Annotated in this window: 12 protein-coding genes and 1 pseudogene; 9 read left to right on the top strand and 4 right to left on the bottom strand. The window is 58.9% G+C overall.

The genetic code is table 11. The annotated features are described in order from the left end of the window. Positions 1-46 precede the first annotated feature (46 nt). The 5 genes from RSSM_RS24795 (at position 47) to sucD (ending at position 5,360) form a co-directional block, all read left to right on the top strand. Positions 47-385, top strand: coding sequence for an ArsR/SmtB family transcription factor (locus RSSM_RS24795; RefSeq protein ID WP_008686370.1), 339 nt, complete (start codon positions 47-49; stop codon positions 383-385). A 207-nt stretch (positions 386-592) separates the two neighbouring features. Beyond that, positions 593-1,135 (top strand): rhodanese-like domain-containing protein, encoded by a 543-nt coding sequence (locus RSSM_RS24800; protein ID WP_044303594.1) that lies wholly within the window; start codon positions 593-595, stop codon positions 1,133-1,135. A 103-nt stretch (positions 1,136-1,238) separates the two neighbouring features. Continuing rightward, the gene (locus RSSM_RS24805; protein ID WP_044303593.1) at positions 1,239-2,927 is read left to right on the top strand and encodes an FAD-dependent oxidoreductase; all 1,689 of its coding nucleotides are present in this window, start codon (positions 1,239-1,241) and stop codon (positions 2,925-2,927) included. A gap of 237 nt (positions 2,928-3,164) precedes the next feature. Then, complete coding sequence (gene sucC / locus RSSM_RS24810; protein ID WP_008686373.1) at positions 3,165-4,349, top strand: ADP-forming succinate--CoA ligase subunit beta; 1,185 nt, start codon at positions 3,165-3,167, stop codon at positions 4,347-4,349. 135 nt (positions 4,350-4,484) lie between these two features. Continuing rightward, a complete protein-coding gene (sucD, locus tag RSSM_RS24815) occupies positions 4,485-5,360 on the top strand; it encodes a succinate--CoA ligase subunit alpha (protein WP_008686374.1) in 876 nt (291 codons plus the stop codon). A 292-nt stretch (positions 5,361-5,652) separates the two neighbouring features. Here the strand turns inward: sucD and metW are convergent, their stop codons facing one another. The 3 genes and pseudogenes from metW to RSSM_RS35350 all read right to left on the bottom strand — a co-directional run. After that, positions 5,653-7,599: a methionine biosynthesis protein MetW gene (metW, locus tag RSSM_RS24820; protein ID WP_008686375.1), complete on the bottom strand. Its 1,947-nt coding sequence runs from the start codon at positions 7,597-7,599 to the stop codon at positions 5,653-5,655. A gap of 419 nt (positions 7,600-8,018) precedes the next feature. Continuing rightward, positions 8,019-8,759 (bottom strand): PLP-dependent transferase, encoded by a 741-nt coding sequence (locus tag RSSM_RS35345; RefSeq protein ID WP_315850028.1) that lies wholly within the window; start codon positions 8,757-8,759, stop codon positions 8,019-8,021. Between the two features lie 100 nt (positions 8,760-8,859). Beyond that, a pseudogene (locus RSSM_RS35350) lies at positions 8,860-9,339 on the bottom strand (PLP-dependent transferase); the annotation flags it as partial. A 418-nt stretch (positions 9,340-9,757) separates the two neighbouring features. Between RSSM_RS35350 and upp the strand changes: the two are divergent. Together upp and RSSM_RS24835 are read left to right on the top strand one after the other, a co-directional pair. Further along, entirely contained in the window at positions 9,758-10,399 is a 642-nt protein-coding gene (gene upp, locus RSSM_RS24830; protein WP_008686379.1) for a uracil phosphoribosyltransferase, read from the top strand. 17 nt (positions 10,400-10,416) lie between these two features. Further along, positions 10,417-12,147 carry a serine/threonine-protein kinase gene (locus tag RSSM_RS24835; protein ID WP_008686380.1) on the top strand — a complete coding sequence of 577 codons (1,731 nt, stop codon included), beginning with the start codon at positions 10,417-10,419 and terminating at the stop codon, positions 12,145-12,147. On the opposite strand, the gene RSSM_RS24840 is transcribed toward RSSM_RS24835, so the two are convergent. Continuing rightward, entirely contained in the window at positions 12,148-14,559 is a 2,412-nt protein-coding gene (locus RSSM_RS24840) for a DUF6288 domain-containing protein (protein WP_008686381.1), read from the bottom strand. It lies immediately after the preceding gene. Positions 14,560-14,923: 364 nt separating this feature from the next. Between RSSM_RS24840 and RSSM_RS34980 the strand changes: the two genes are divergently transcribed. Both RSSM_RS34980 and RSSM_RS24850 read left to right on the top strand, forming a co-directional pair. Beyond that, positions 14,924-15,892, top strand: a complete 969-nt coding sequence (locus tag RSSM_RS34980) for a hypothetical protein (RefSeq protein ID WP_008686382.1) — start codon at positions 14,924-14,926, stop codon at positions 15,890-15,892. Positions 15,893-16,131: 239 nt separating this feature from the next. Next, a partial coding sequence (locus RSSM_RS24850; protein WP_044303597.1) for a chlorite dismutase family protein occupies positions 16,132-16,821 on the top strand: 690 nt, incomplete at its 3' end.

Consider the following 16,821-nt stretch of genomic DNA (forward strand, 5'->3'; position numbering starts at 1 on the left):
CGTTTCGACCCGAAATCACGCACGTTCAGTCAAGAATAACTCGATCATGAAAAAAGGTGCTTCCAAAACGACCGCCACCGCCAAGGCTGCCTCCAAGCCAAAGGGCAGCGTCCAGGAGCTCGGCGATGCGGCCGAATGTCTCAAGACGCTCGCCCATCCTGTGCGACTGCGAATGGTGCAGTTACTGTTGCATGGTCGCTACACCGTGGGCGAATTAGCGGCGGACTGCGAGGTCCCCGACAACGTCGCCTCGGAGCATTTGAGGTTACTGCAGCGATGCGGTTTCTTCACGAGTGAACGGGAAGGGCGTCGCGTATTCTATCAGGTCGCCGAACCGCATTTGGCAAAACTGATGGCGTGTATCGAAGGTCGTTTTCTGTCGTAGTCGCTTTCGAGGCCAGTCGTTCAGTGTGCCGCCGCTGTGGAGTCTTTCGCTGTGGAGTCTTTACGCGGAGCGACGGTCGATGAATTCCAATATTTAGAGAGACTCGAGCCTTGCAGCCGCCGTGAATCCGACGGCGGTTGAGGTTCGTTCATTTTCGCTTTTTTAACATATCGTATTTTCGCTACCTTGCGAAATGAGGTTCAGGTGATGAAGACTATATCAGTGCAAGAGTTGGCCAATGTAGACGCCGAGCACGGGGTGAGTTTGATCGATGTTCGCATGCCGACGGAGTATCGCGAGGTCCATGCAGAGAACGCCCAGAGCGTTCCGCTCGATTCGCTCGAACCCAAATCGGCGTACGAAAAATACGCTCAGAAGAACCGTCCCTTGTATGTGATCTGCAAGAGCGGCGGTCGATCCGCGATGGCATGCAAGCAGTTTTACGAGGCGGGCTATGACAACGTGGTCAGTGTCGACGGAGGGACGGAGGCGTGGGACCGTGCGGGGTTGCCAGTCGTTCGTGGCAAGAAAGCGGTTTCACTCGAACGCCAAGTTCGCATTGTTGCCGGGGCGTTGGTGTTTGTCGGAGCGATCTTGGCGATGTTGGTTGACCCGATGTTCGCGGGATTGTCGGCGTTCATTGGCGCGGGGTTGGTTTTCGCCGGAGTGACAGACACCTGTGGGATGGGCATGATGCTCGCAAAGATGCCATGGAATCGTTGTCAAACGCATGCGTGTCAGGTGAGATAGGCATTCAATGATTTGCGATCTCCGGTGGGTTGCCCGCGGAGGTCGCTGCGGATTGGTTTGTTGTTGTCAGGATTCGGTTGGAACTCGTTTAGGACATTGGGTCATGAAGATCGTCATCATTGGGGCTGTTGCGGGTGGCGCGTCGGCTGCCGCACGGGCACGTCGTTTGAGCGAAGACGCTGAGATTGTATTGTTCGAACGCGGTCCTGAGCCGTCGTTCGCCAACTGTGGGTTGCCCTACTATGTCGGGGGAAAGATTGAGTCGCGAGACAAATTGTTGGTGGCTCCAACGGAACGCCTCCGACAACGATATCGTCTCGACGTTCGCACGTTGACGGAAGTCACACAAATCAACCGGCAGCAAAAAACGGTGACGGTTCGCGATTTGCAGTCGGGCGATACCTACGACGAGGCGTATGACAAACTGATATATGCGACCGGGGCGTCGGCCTTTAAACCGCCGATTCCCGGGATCGACGGCGAACGTGTGTTGAGCCTGCGAGACCTTCCCGATGCGGACCGGTTGCACGCGTTGGTGCGATCCAAAGGTGGTCCGTCGACGGCAGGTTCGCCGGACACACCACAGCGGGTCGTCGTGGTGGGGGCGGGGTTCATCGGCATCGAAGTCGTTGAGAACATGGTTCGCCGCGGCGTTGAAACGACGCTGGTCGAACTTTCCGATCAGGTCCTACCGCCATGGGACCAAGAAATGATCGAACCGCTTCACGGCTTGCTCCGCGACGAGGGTGTGCGGCTGCGTTTAGCTGACTCTGCCGAACGATTCGAAGAGAGCGAATCCGGGTTGTCGGTGCACTTGAAGTCTGGCGAGGTGGTGGATGCGGACTTCGCGGTCGTCTGTATCGGAGTTCGTCCAGAGAACGTCTTGGCGTTGGAAGCGGGAATCGCGTGTGGGGATCGAGGTGGCGTGATCACCAATCCGCACATGCAAACCAATGATCCAGACATCTACGCAGTCGGTGACGTGACCGAGGTGCGTTGTGCGGTCACGGGCGAGGCGACTCAGATTCCGCTCGCGGGACCGGCGAACCGACAGGGACGCATCGCGGCGGATCATATCTTTGGTCGTGATTCGGAGTATCGCGGAACGCAGGGAACGGCGATTGTTGGTGTCTTCGGCAGAGCCGCGGCGATGACGGGACTGAGCGAAAAGGTTCTGCAGCGAACGGGGCTGCCTTTTGAAAAAGTGTACGTTCATCCGGCGGATCACGCGGGGTACTACCCCGGTGCGACGCCGATGAGTTTAAAGCTGCTCTTCTCCCCCGAGGACGGCAAGGTGTTGGGGGCGCAGGCGGTTGGGATCAACGGCGTTGATAAACGGATTGATGTGATCGCGATGGCGATTCAGGCCGGCATGACGGTCTACGATCTCGAGGAGGTTGAGCTGTGTTATGCGCCTCAGTTTGGCTCGGCGAAGGATCCGGTCAACATGGCGGGGTTCGTCGCCGCCGGGGTGCTGCGGGGGGATCAACCGGTCGTTCATGCCAAAGAGGTTCACGAGTCGGCCATGGGCGATTCGAGCGGGCCGTACTTCCTGCTTGACGTTCGGACACCCTCGGAATTTTCCGCCGGGCACGTCGATGGAGCGGTCAACGTGCCGCTCGAGCAGCTCCGTGAGCGTCTCGAGGAGGTTCCGCGTGATCGGGATGTTGCGGTCTACTGCAAGGTCGGCCAACGCGGATACATGGCGACTCGTTTGCTGATGCAGAAAGGATTCCGGGCGAAGAACCTCAGCGGCGGTTTCACGACGTATCAAAACGTGGACGCCTCGTGATTTCTTATGTGATTTCTCCCCCGTGATTTCTCCCCCGTGAATCCTCCATCGTGAGCCTTCTGCGGGAGGCAGTTTTCGGTGAAAGACGCGGTCGGGTGATCAGATCGAAGCCGTCTTGACGAGCTCGACGGGATCGCGATGGCTGCCCCGTGGTCAGTGTTGGGGATGCAACGTATATTTTGCGGCTGCGTCATTGAACCTCACTCTACCCTGACCCGACCTGCGGGATTCGTCCTGATGAAAATTCACGAGTATCAAGGAAAAGAACTCTTCCGCGCCGCTGGCGTCCCCGTGCTCGAGGGGCACATGGTGACAACGCCTGAAGAAGCAGCGGCTGCGTATGAGAAGCTCGGCGGAAAAATTGCCGTCGTCAAAGCCCAAATCCACGCGGGCGGCCGCGGGAAAGGCAACATTATCGACAACCCGGACCAAAAGGGTGTCGTGTTGTGCAAATCCGCGGATGAGGCCAAAGCGGCCGCAGCCGGATTGCTGGGCAACAAACTGGTCACGATCCAAACCGGTCCCGAAGGCCAAACCGTCGGCAAGGTGTTTGTCGAGGCCGGGTGCGATATCGCTCGCGAGTTGTATCTCGGAATTGTCGTTGACCGAGTGACCTGCAAACCGGTCCTGATGGTCAGCACCGAGGGTGGGGTCGAGATCGAAAAGGTCGCTGAGGAAACTCCAGAGTTGATCCACAAGGAAGCGTTCGATCCGGCGATCGGATTGGAAGCGTTCCAAGTTCGCAAGCTTTGCAAGAAGCTCGGCATCGAAGGGCCGGCGGCCAAGAGTGCGTTCAAGTTCATGACCGCGATGTGTCGTTTCTTCATCGATTACGATTGTGCCCTCGCCGAAGTTAACCCATTGGTGATTACGGGATCGGGCGAGATGATCGCTTTGGACGCCAAAATCACGTTCGACGAAAACGCGATGTTCCGTCACCAGGACCTCGAATCGCTGCGTGACCTCAGCGAAGAGGAAGAGAGTGAGATCCGTGCCGGCAAGGCGGGACTGAGTTATGTCAAACTCGACGGCAACATTGCGTGTCTCGTCAACGGTGCCGGTTTGGCCATGTCGACGATGGACATCATCAAGTACCACGGCGGCGAACCTGCCAACTTCCTCGACGTCGGTGGCGGTGCCAACGCGGCTCAGGTGACCGAAGCGTTCCGGATCTTGCTTTCAGATGAAAACTGCAAGGGCGTGCTCGTGAATATCTTTGGTGGCATCGCGCGTTGCACGACGATCGCATCGGCGTTGATCGAAGCGAGCAAAGAGGTGGGCTTCAACGTGCCGCTCGTCGTTCGGCTCGAAGGCACCGAAGTCGAAGAAGGTCGCAAGATGCTCGAAGACAGCGACGTCGACGTGATCACGGCGGTGGACCTTACTGACGCGGCGAAGAAAATCGTTGCGGCAACCGCCTAGGCTTTTCGTACGGTCAGCCGGGACGCCGAGCGGTTTCCCGGCGGCTAGCTTTCACACTCATTCATCTCACTCCTCCTGCCGCGTGATCGAGCCAAATCCACGTCACCGGCAGCCAAAAAGCTAAAAGCTAACCTCATGAGTATTCTGGTCGATAAAAATACGAAAGTGATTTGCCAAGGAATCACGGGCAACGCGGGTAAGTTCCACGCGATGGGATGCCGCGACTACGGCACGCAGCTCGTCGGCGGAGTCACACCGGGTAAAGGTGGTCAAGACGTCGAAGGCATGCCTGTTTTCGATACCGTTGAAGAAGCGGTTGAGCAAACCGGTGCCGATGCGACGATGATTTTCGTCCCGCCTCCGTTCACCGCCGATGCGATTCTCGAAGCAGTCGATGCGGGAATCAAAATCATCGCCGCGATCACCGAAGGCGTGCCTGTCATTGACATGGTTCGTGTTTATGAAAAGGTCAAAGCGAGCAACTCGATCTTGATCGGTCCTAACTGCCCCGGTTTGATCACGCCGGGCGAGTGCAAGATCGGCATCATGCCGGGCTACATTCACACGCCAGGCAAGATCGGCGTGATGAGCCGTTCGGGAACGTTGACGTACGAAGCCGTTTGGCAAACGAGCAACTTGAAGCTCGGTCAGAGCACGTGCGTCGGTTTGGGGGGCGACCCGATCGTTGGCACGAACTACATCGACCTGTTCAAACTGTATCAGGAAGATGACCAAACCGAAGCGATCTTGATGATCGGCGAAATCGGAGGCAGCGCCGAAGAAGAAGCCGCCGCCTACGTCAAGGAACACGTGACCAAGCCGGTCGCCGCGTTCATCGCCGGTCGCACCGCACCTCCCGGCAAACGCATGGGCCACGCCGGTGCAATCATCAGCGGTGGTAAGGGAACGGCCGAAGAAAAAGTCGCCGCTCTCGAAGACGCCGGAATCGTCGTCGCACCGAGCCCCGCCGAAATGGGCGAAGCGGTGATGAAGGCGATCAAGCAGGCCTAGTCTTTCAACGCAGCTTTTTGAGGTGGCCTGGGTTTTGGGGGCCAAAGTAGGCCGGATGAAGGAGGCTTTGCGACGCCCATCCGGCGGTGTGCAGGTGCCGGAACTTCGCTAACGCTTGATCCGGCCTACGGCACTTGTTTCTCGGGTAGGGGGTAGTGGATCTTGTGAATGATCCTGCTGCATGTGGGTCTTTCACACGATCCACTACCAAGAGTAGGCTGGGATGAACTACTAATGCCTTGTGTGCCTATTGGGGGCACGGATTCGCTGGAACTGTCACGGGAGCCCGTCTTTAGGATCGGTGGATCACCATCACTGCAGTATCGGCGTTGAGATTGGGATCGTCATCGGCGGCGATGTGACGCGATTGGCTGACGTCCCAGTAGATCTCCTTGTCGATGTCGACATTCATCTCGACGAGTAGGTCATGGACATCCGCGATCGTGGGAAAGCGGCGGTTTGGCGTGTTGTGCCAATCAAAGTCGAATTCGCCCGCGGCCCGCGGTGAGCGTCCCCTCGTGACGTAGTCTTCACGCAATGCTTTGTAGGCAAAGTTCGGGAAGCTAATGATCGCGCGTTTTCCGACTCGCAGCATTTCTTCGAGCAGTTCGACGACGTTTTTGACCGCCTGCAAAGTCGCGTTTAGCACGACGACGTCGAATTGGTTGTCAATGAACGCGGGCAGGCCGTTGTTGAGGTCGTAGTCGATCACGTCGATCCCTCGCATCGCGGTCGCCAGGATGTTTTCCTGGGCAACCTCGACGCCCATCAATCGCATGGGTGTCCCCAAGTTTCTGTCGCGGATCGCGGCGAGCAATTCGCCCGTGCCGCAGCCGAGGTCGAGCACGCTGTTGCCGGCCGGGATGAAGTCGAGAATCGACTCTTCGGCAACCGTCAGGTGCACCGGAGAGTCGTCGGCAGGCGTCTGTTGTGCCGCGGCGGCGGTGTCCTGTGGTTTTTCGGATGATTGCCAGAGTCGTTCCTGGACGAGCGGGCCGTAGGTTGCCATGTCTTTGGCGATCAGGAACGCATCGTGTCCGGCGTCGGTCGTGATTTCCGCGTAGGTGACTCGTTTGTCGAGTGCCGTGAGGGCGTTGACGATTTCGCGGGACTGCGACGGTGGAAACAGCCAGTCGCTGCTGAAGCTGATCACGAGGAAATCGCAGGTGCACTCGTCGAACGTTTCCATCAGTTTCAACCGCGTGCCGCCGAGGTCGAATAGGTCCATCGCCATCGAGAGGGTGATGTAGCTGTTGGCGTCGAAACGTGTGGTGAATTTTTGGCCCTGGTGGGCGAGGTAAGATCCGATGCTGAAGCGTTGTTCGAATTGTGACGCGATCTGTCGAGGGTCGTGTCGATCGGGATCGAACTTTGCCTCCATCGCCTCGACGCTGAGGTAGGTGATGTGCCCGAGCATGCGGGCGATGGCCAGACCAGTGTCGGGGCGTTGATTGGTGCCGTAGTACTGCCCGCCTTGGAAGTGCGGGTCGGTTTGGATCGCGTTGCGGGCGATCACGTCGAACCCGAGTGCTTGGCTGGTCAATCGCGGTGAGGTGGCGATGGCGACGCATGTTTGGGTGCAATCGGGATAACGGCTAACCCACTGCAGGGCTTGGTGACCACCGAGCGATCCGCCAACGATTGCACGCCACTTTCGGATTCCGAGGTAATCGGCGAGTCGCCGTTGGACTTCCACCATGTCCCCGATTGTGATGCGTGGAAAGTCGGCCCCGTAAGGCAGTTCGGAAGCGGTCTGGGCGTTCGGTTGGGCGGTGCTGTCTTGGGATGCGTCGCTGTTGGAAGGGCGGTCGTCCTGAACCTGAGCGTCCTGAACTTGAGCGTCCTCTGGCACCCATCGCAGGTCGCCGGGGCCGGTGGTTCCACGGCAGCCGCCGAGCACATTGGGGCAGACGACGAAGAAGCGATCCGTGTCGATCGGTAGTCCAGGTCCGATCAGCCCATCCCACCATCCCGGTTGGTCGTCTGCGTCGTGGCGGGCCGCGTGGGAGTCGCCCGATACCGCATGGCAAACCAGCACCGCGTTGGAGGCGTCTTCGTTGAGCGTCCCCCAGGTTTCGTAGCAGCAGCGAATTTTCGGCAGTTCGCCACCGCGTTCGAGCGACAGCGGTTCATCGAACCAAACCGTTTTGGCGTGCACCAGTGGCGCATCGCTGCGGATGTCGTCGGTGCTCGAATTTTCGGTGTTAAAACTCTCGTCGGTAGTCGCCATGCCGTGCATCGGTAGTCGCTTCGACCCGGAAGTGCTCGAAGCGTTCGTTCAAGCTGGTTTTGACTATTGTTAACGATGGCCCGATTCGTTGGGAGGGATTTACGCGAAATCCCTCGCTCACCGGGCTGTTGATTTATTCGTTTAACGGTCAGCTGTAGGCGACTTGCTTGCTACTGCACGTCGCCTACGGCTACCGGTTAAACGAAAACAGGTTGACTCTTGATTAAATCGACAAGCCGTCACGCGTCGGGCTATGGAATAATCATGCTAAGAACCTATCCGAAAACCTCAACGGACCAATGAGCCGGCGGGCGATTGCCCCGGTTGTCCCTTGTGAGCCGCGGCGAACGCCGGGCGGCTGATCAGTTTTCGGATAGGTTCTCAGTTGCCGCGTTCGTGTTTAATGAACGAAGCGTTCTGCGTCCCGCCTAGGCGGAAGCCGCCGCGAGGGCTTGTTTTAAGTCATCGATGATGTCATCGGCATCTTCGATACCGACCGACATGCGGATGTACTCGGGGCTGACCCCGGCGCGACGTTGCTCGTCTTCGGAGAGTTGTTGGTGCGTCGTGCTCGCAGGGTGGATGACGAGCGTTTTCGCGTCACCGATGTTGGCCAAGTGCGAACACAGTTTGCAGGCGTTGATGAACTTCTTGCCCGCTTCCATGCCACCTTTGATGCCGAAGCCGAGGATCGCACCTTTGCCGTTGGTAAGGTATTTGTCCGCGTTGGCGCGGTGAGTGTGTCCGGGCAATCCGGGGTAGTTGACCCATTCGACCGAGTCGTGCGACTCGAGGAACTCGGCGATCTTCTGAGCGTTCTCGCAGTGACGCGGCATCCGCAGGTGCAACGTCTCGATACCCATTAGGAACAAGAACGCCGCGAACGGGCTCATTGCCGCCCCGGTATCACGCAGCCAGTGAGTTCGAATGTGGATGTTGTAGGCGATGTTGCCCATTCCACGCAGGTGCTCTTCGAAAACGGCGCCGTGGTAAGAAGGAGACGGGCCGCAGAATTCCGGCCATTTCTCGGGCTGGTCCGCCCATTTGAAGTTGCCGCTGTCGATTACCGCGCCGCCGATGTGAACGCCGTGGCCGCCGAGGAACTTGGTCGTGCTGTAGATCACGATGTCGACGCCGTGTTCGATCGGGCGGAGCAACATCGGTGTCATGACAGTGTTGTCGCAAAGGACGGGCAAGGCACCATGGAGGCGCCGTGTGGGCCGCGTCAGTGATGGCCTTGAAGTCCGGCACGTCGTTGCGTGGGTTGCCGATGCTCTCCATGTAGACCAGTCGCGTGTTCTCGTCGACGAGTCCGTGGATGTCTTCGGGTTTGTCCGGATCGAAGAAGCGAACTTCGATGCCGAGATTTTTCAGCGTTTGAGTGAACAGCGTCCACGTACCGCCGTAGAGCGACGTGCTGCTGATGATGTTTTGGCCACTGTGCGCGATTGTCAGAATTGCCGCCGTGATCGCAGCCTGGCCCGATGCGAAGCACAGCCCGGTGACGCCTCCGTCCATCGCGGCGAGCCGTTTTTCCAGGACGTCCACCGTGGGGTTCATCAGTCGGCTGTAGATGTTGCCGAATTCGGTCAGCCCGAACAGAGCCGCCGCGTGATCGGTGCTATCGAATTGGTAGCTCGTCGTTGCGTAGATCGGCACCGCCCGTGATTTGGTCGTCGGGTCGGCAACCTGTCCGGCATGAAGAGCTTGGGTCGCGATGCGATGGTTGGCGGTTGCGTCTTCTGACATCGTTTGTCCGCAGGGTTAGATGGGGAATAGGGAAGGCACGGGATCGGATTGGTGAGGGTGTGCCGACGAGACGGCTCAGCGGCTACCGGCAATCCGAAATCCCAAGAACGAGCATTTTGGTCGATCATGGTACCGAAAACGAGGGGCAAACTAGCAGATTTGCCTCCTTCATGGGATAGGCCCGCAGTCCCGGGGGCGGGCTTTCGCAAAACGGGGGGCCGCGGAGGCAGACGCCTGTATCGGTGTCGCAGTTTTCGATCGGATGGACGCTTCGGTTTTTCTCTTTCGTTCCCTCTTTCTGCGTGACCTCGAAGGTGTTTTTTGAGCCTTGGCTCCTACTGTCGTCGGGGACAGGAATGACCTAGATTGCAAGCAAACGAACCGAAACGAGCGATCACGCAATCTTTGGACTGATCCGATGACGGCCAATCACGTCTTCATTCTCGACCACCCGTTGGTGTCTCATCATTTGTCGGCCTTGCGTGACCGGGCGACCCGGCCGTGCGAGTTCCGTGCCCTGGTCTCGCGGTTGGCGATGCTGATCGGTGTGCACGCGACCGAAGACATTCCGATGCGGGAGGTTGAGGTCCAAACGCCGATCACGACCACGATGTGCGAGCAGTTGAATGCGGAGATCGCGATCGTGCCGGTCCTTCGAGCGGGGCTCGGGATGGTCGATCCGCTGCTCGAGTTGATCCCAGACGCTTCGGTTTGGCACCTCGGTTTGTATCGAAACGAGGAAACCGCCGAGCCGGTCGGTTATTACGACAAACTGCCACGCAGTAACGCCGCCGATGTCGCGTTGGTGCTCGACCCGATGCTCGCGACCGGTGGCAGCATCGAATTGGTCGTGCGGCGACTGCAGCGTTGGGGTGTTTCGGACATCCGCGTGCTCAGCATCATCGCCGCCCAACCGGGCCTCGATCGCGTCGCGCGGGATTTCCCGGACGTTAAGATCTATGTGGCGGCGGTCGACCCGTCGCTCAACGAGAACGCCTTCATCGTGCCCGGACTGGGCGACGCGGGCGATCGGATCTTTGACACGCCCCAATCGGAATGACACCAGCGACCTGACTGATGAACACGCCTGACATCGAACGAGACGAGCATGAGCAACGTCTCGCCGACGTCTTGGCTGAAATGACCGATCGGGTCTGCGGTGGTGAGATTACCGACTTGGAGTCGGTCTGCCGCGAGCATCCAGAACTCGCATCGGATCTACGTCATCTCTGGGGCACGGTACTCGTCACCGACACCGCCGGGGCAGTCCGCGATGAAACGCCGGGCCGTCGCGCGTCGGGAGATGCGATCGCGTCGGGCTCGCCGGTGGTTTCTCCCACCGACGAAACGCTCTCGAGCGGCGATGGTGGTGTGGCCGACGAAGGTTCGCCGGCTCGGGCACTGCGTCTGCCGACAACGATTGGTGACTATGACTTGATCGAAGAAATCGGACGCGGCGGCATGGGGGTCGTGTTTCGAGCTCGCCAGCGTTCGCTCGATCGTGAGGTCGCGATCAAGATGATTCTGCGGGGGCGGTTGGCGAGCGATGCGGACCTGCAGCGTTTTCTTGCCGAGGCGTCCGCAACCGCGTCACTCGAACACCCTGGGATCGTCCCGGTATACGAAGTCGGGGATGTCGATGGGCGCCCCTTTTTCAGTATGAAGTTGATCGAGGGGCAAACGCTCACGCAAAAGGTCGCGGACGGTCCGATGAACGCCCGCGAGGCTTGCGAGATGATTGTTGCCGTCGCGGAAGCGGTCTCGGTGGCTCATGCGGCCGGCATTCTGCACCGGGATATCAAACCGAGCAACATCCTCTTCGGCCGCCAAGGGGCACCGATGCTGACCGATTTCGGATTGGCAAAGCACATCGGCGCAAAGGGAGATCTGACACGCAGCGGAATGCTGGTCGGCACGCCTGCGTACATGTCACCTGAGCAAGCGTCGGGCAGTCGCCGAGACGTTGGCGTCGCCAGCGATGTTTATTCGCTCGGTTGCGTGCTGTACTACGCGCTCGCGGGGCGGGCTCCGTTTGTCGGCGATTCGGCGATGGAATTGGTGATGCAGGTCATCGAACAGGATCCCACGCCACCACGAACGCTGCGTCCGGGGCTCGATCGTGACCTCGAGATGATTGTCACGCGGTGTCTGCAAAAACCGGTGGACCTCCGGTACCAGTCGACTGAGGAGTTGATCAAAGATCTGAAGGCGTATCTCGCCGACGAGCGTGTTTCGGCGTTGAGCGGTCACTTCAACCAAGTCATCGCGAGGATGTTTCGTGATACACACCACGCGGACGTCTTGGAAAAGTGGGGATTGCTGTGGATGTGGCATTCCTTGGTGTTGTTGGTAGCGAGTTTGCTGACATGGCAAATGTCGCTCGCGGGCGAGGGGCGCCGTTCGATCTATGTGGCCGTGTGGGTTCTCGGTGTCGGGGCTTGGGCGGCGGTGTTTTGGAAACTGCGCCAGCGAATGGGGCCAGTCACTTTTATTGAGCGTCAGGTTGCGCACGTATGGGGATCGAGCATGATTGCGATCGCGATGCTGTTCCCGCTCGAGTGGTGGTTGGAACTGGAAGTGTTGTCCCTCGCCCCCATGCTCGGCGTGATCAGCGGGATGGTGTTTATCATCAAAGCCGGCATGCTCACCGGAGCGTTCTACCTGCAAGCCATTTCGTTGTTGGTTGCGGCCGTCGCGATGGCCGTGGTCCCCCGGCACGCCCATCTCATCTTCGGAGTCGTCGCGGCCGGATGTTTCTTCTTCCCCGGGTTAAAGTACAACCGGCAGCGAAGTTCAGCCGAGGATTAATTATCCCGCCTGCGTTTCGGTGATGCTGCGAAGTTTCACCGTTCCGGTCGCATTTTCGACGTCTCGGATCAGGTCTCGCAATTGCTGAATGATCGGAGACAACATTCGCGATTCGCTGTGGGCGAGTAAGTCTTTTTCGAGCTGTCGAAGCTCAGGCAAAACCGGTCTGGCGGCCGCGCCGTAGGTTTCGAGTGTATTGAGGCATTCGGCGATGCGTTTCTTTTTGCCCCATTTTTCGATCTCCATGATTTGGATGCACAGCGGCATGCCTTCGCGGATTCGGTGTTTGGCGAGCAACGCGACGCCGCTCAGACGGATGCCGTTGGCGAACATGATTCCACTCGGGGCGGGCTCGACAATCGCCTGATGAATCGCGGGCAGGATGGGTTTAATTTCTTCGTACGTCAGGTGTTCGTACACCGAGCCGACGCTGCCGCGTGCCCGACCGTCTTCGTTCTGCAGGCCCACTCGGACCGCTCGCAGCAGGAGTTCACGGTCGACTCCGTCGATCGATTCTCCGATCAGTCCCCCGCGACGGTCAAACAAGCTGAAGCAAAGGAAACGCTGTTCCATCCCTCGAGGGTCGTTCTCCGGATCGGTGTTTGCGAGACGCTCGAGCATCTTGGGAACGGCGGGCCTCGCTGGTCTGCCGAGGCTCGCCAAGGCTTCACCGGCAAGGATCCGCAGACACGGATCTTCGGCTTCGAGTGCGTCGGTCAGGGCAGACACACTGGCGGTCACGTCGCCGTGTCGACCGAGCTGGCCGAGTGCTTCGGCGGCACCGTATTGAGAGTAGCGGTCATCCGATGCCAGTAGTTTCAAGATGCCCGGTTGGTAATTCCCTTTTCGTTTGCCGAGTTCCAGGGCCGAACGTTTTCGAACCGGAGGTGACCAACTGGAGAGACCGCTGAGTAAGTCCGAATCGCTGCGAAGGTGGTATCGGAATCGGTCCTTCTTTTTGGTTTCAAAGAAACCGCGTCCCGCCGCGATGACTTCATCTACTTCAGGTTTCGTAAGTGGGCGGACCGAACTCGGTTTCTTGCCGGTGATGTAGAGGCTCTTCAGCGGCAGGGCGTAGGCCAACAGGTAGGCCCCCGTGCTGTCAAAGTCGGCGTACTTGCCGTGTTCTTCTTCACCAACAGGTGAACCCTGGTAGCGGTAGTAGCCGTCCCAGCCGCGAGCCAAATCGTAGTACCAAGATTGCTCGCGCCAGTAAGAGTTAACAGCCTGTGGCCCGCAGCGAGAGACGCCAGGGATGGCCCATAGGATATTAAAAAAAATGCCGGTGTGTCCCCTTTCGCGTTCATCGTAGGCGGCGGTGGCCATCTTGGAGAAAAAACTCGCCGCTTCGGCGTCGCCGAGCAAGTCAAACAGCACAGCGACCATCGAACACTTGCCGTTGTCTTCATGACCGGGCCACGGCGCGTGATCACCATAGGGAATCGCTCCCTTGTCGACATACCATCTCAAGAAACGCGCCGACCGGGTGATCGCGAGGTCCACGTCCGGATGATCCACGCCGGCTTCGCGTGCGAGCACCATCGAAATGGTGAGAGGGATGCCAGGTGAATTCATGCAGCCGTATCCACCAACGCGGCCATCAGGCAATGCGAATCGATGCCCCCAGGACCCCACCTTGCTCTGGCCATGAGCTGCTTCGAGAGCCAACCGTTTCAAACCCGGCATCACGGACTCGTCGCCGGTCGCCAACGCATACTCGGCGAGAAACATGATCGAGTAGCCGTAGTACCATGTCGCAAAAGAGTCCGCATAGTATCGGGAGACCTTCCGGGCGTAGTCGGCCAGCATCGGACGGTACTTTGGATTCTCGGTGGCGAGCAAAACGAGAGCGTTGATGTTGTTGGAGATTGAGACGCGGCGGAGTCCGTTTTCGGCGATCACGTCGCAGCCTTGTTCCAAAATCCGGGCTGACTTTTCGCAGTCGTACGGGGCGGTGTCACTGTACGTGCCCATCACGGGGACCCGAATCTCAACGTTCTCGGTTTGCCCGTTTCGCCAGCGGATGAGTTTGAGAATGCCGTCGGACTTGTTCCGTTCGGCCTGGGTTAACGCGCGGGCGAACTGAATTCGTGCGTCGTCATCAAACGGCTCACCTTCGACTCCCAAAATGACGTCGCCGCGTTCGAGGATGCCGTCCGAGGGCGAGTTTCTCGCCACACGTGTGATCAAGATTTGACGGGCATCGGCGGTGTGTTTCCATGCGTAGATCCAACCTCTTGCTCCGGTGGCACCGAGCGTCCAGTCGTGGCTGCCGTCGGTTTTTCCTCCGCGGGTGAAGTCAGGAATCGGTTGCGGACGCTGGGCTGACGACGGCACCGCGTGAAACGAAATCATGACGACGGCCAGGATCGCGAACGCCAAGTGCTTGACCCGTTTTTTGCTAGTGATCACGTCGGTTCAAACTTTGTGGGAGGGGAGATGGAGGTGGGCAATGCCGTGGAGAATGATGGCAACGTGGTTGGCAGTGTTGGGGGGGGCAGCGTTGGGGGGCTCCGTCCGTTGCACCGATTCGGCAGGCGCCTGATTGTCTCAGAGAATCCAGAGGGCGTCTGTGCGCATCTTGCAATTCGGGGTCGGGGGTATCGCAAAAGCAGACGGCAGTCGGCTCGCAGGCGATTTTTCCTTGTGCTTGTTTTCCAGTGCACGTGTTTTTCCAGTGCACTTGCGAGCGGGGCGTCGGTTTTGGTAGGCGGAGAGGATCGATGATTCTGTCTGATGGGGATCGTCGGATGGATTCCCTTTAGGATGGATATCGATGCGTTCTTGGCTTGCCGATTTTCTGGGCGGATTTGTTGCCTATGGTCTTTCGTTCACTTCGTTGTTTGTTGTGTTGTCAACTGCGAGTGCGCAGCAGACCGGTGGGGAACGGAATTGGGACGCGTTTTTGCCTCCGCCGGTACGCGTCGCCCATGTCGGAAGTTTGGGGGAACCGAACGGTCCGGGGGATCCCGTTCAACCGGCGTATGAAACCACTGAGTCGACTCCTCGGAGATCTTCGCGTCGAGTAGCGAGCTCGAAGGAATCACCGACGCTGGCCAGGCCGATTCGCAATTCCTCGGTCGCCCCGGAGAATCGCAGTGCACAGAGTGATGGAGTTGCACAGAGTGATGAAACTACACAGAGTGATAAAACTACACAGAGCGTTGAAATGCGACGCGGTGAAGTCGAACGGGCCGCCTATGTAGAAATGGAGTCGTCTGTGCTCGACCAGGATGGGCAATGGTTGGCCCCGTCCGAGCCTCGGTGGATGCCGGCGTCCGCGTATCCGATGGCCGCTGCTTCGCCTCCGCACCGCGTGATCCAAGCACCGCGGAGCACTCCCGCACCATCGGCGGTGCCGCGTTCTGGAGGTGAAACTTGGATGGTCCATCCGACCACGTCAGGATACAACTCGTCGGGATATTCGAGCGGTGGTCCGGCGGGTTCAAACGCGATGTCGCATGTATATCACGCGGGGACGTCGGCAGTCGCGGGCGTCCATCGTCACTTGCCGGAAATGCCTGGCGTGGAGAATGATCCACAGAGTGTCGGGCCTGGGCATCTCGGGTTGGGGACCCATTGGCTGAAGACTCGCCCGCGACCTCGGCAGACCATTCCAGGTGCGACGGTCGAACCGGGGTGGAAGACGCCGTACTCGTATGGCTATTTCGGATCGGAAGGAAAACGTCATTGGACGCGGCAACACGGGTACCGGGACCGGTATCTGCAATGGACGTTGCGTTAAAGCGGTTGTGGGGGGAAACTGATCGCCAGGTTTATTCTCGTTGACGTTCGATCCTCTCTCCACGCGAAGCCAGTCCGTTGTCCGATCCATCTTCCCCTGCTCCCACGTCTGACCCTGCCCACACGTCTGACTCTGCTCCCACGTCTGAATCACGTCCTTCCGGTCCGCCCGCGAGTGGCCCTCCCGCACGTGGCGGCCGTCCCGGCGGGCCACCTCCTGGGGTGCGTCCTCAAGCTTCGTTGCCTGAACCGTCGGTGATTCCTGAACACGGTTGGCACGTGGGGCACTACTTCTATCGCTTCCGTCGCGATTGTTTGGACGCGCCGTTGAACGCCGAGTTGTGTGAACAATTCTGTGCGGCTCTCGCTCCCGGCGAAGACGACCTGCCAAAGCGTTTGGCGTCGTATTGGATCAGCGGTCACGACGCGGACTTTGGCGTCGTCGTGATGGATCCCCATCCGGCGAAAGTCGAAGGCATTCATCAGGCGTTGTTGGCACCCGGCATCGGCCAATGGATCGAACCGGCGTGGTCGTTCATCTCGGTCAGTGAAGTCAGCGAGTACGTGCCGACGGTGCAATCGTATCGCGAAAGACTCATCCGCGAGGGAGCGACACCGGACACGCCTGAATTGGACGCGAAGGTCGCCGCCTACGAGCGTCGTTTGCCGATGATGAACCGCAACCGGTTGGAACCGGAGTTTCCGGAATGGCCGTCGGCGTGTTTTTATCCGATGAATAAAAGCCGCGTACCGGGAGCCAACTGGTTCACCGAACCGTTCAGTCATCGCAACCAAATGATGGCCGAGCACGCACAGAGTGGGATGGCGTTCGCCGGAAAGGTCAGCCAGTTGATTTCGGTGGGCGTTGGGTTGGATGACTGGGAATGGATGGTCACCCTGTGGGGACGCAACCCGCAGTACCTCAAAGAC

The organism is Aporhodopirellula sallentina SM41, assembly GCF_000346505.1.
GTDB classification, from domain to species: domain Bacteria; phylum Planctomycetota; class Planctomycetia; order Pirellulales; family Pirellulaceae; genus Rhodopirellula; species Rhodopirellula sallentina.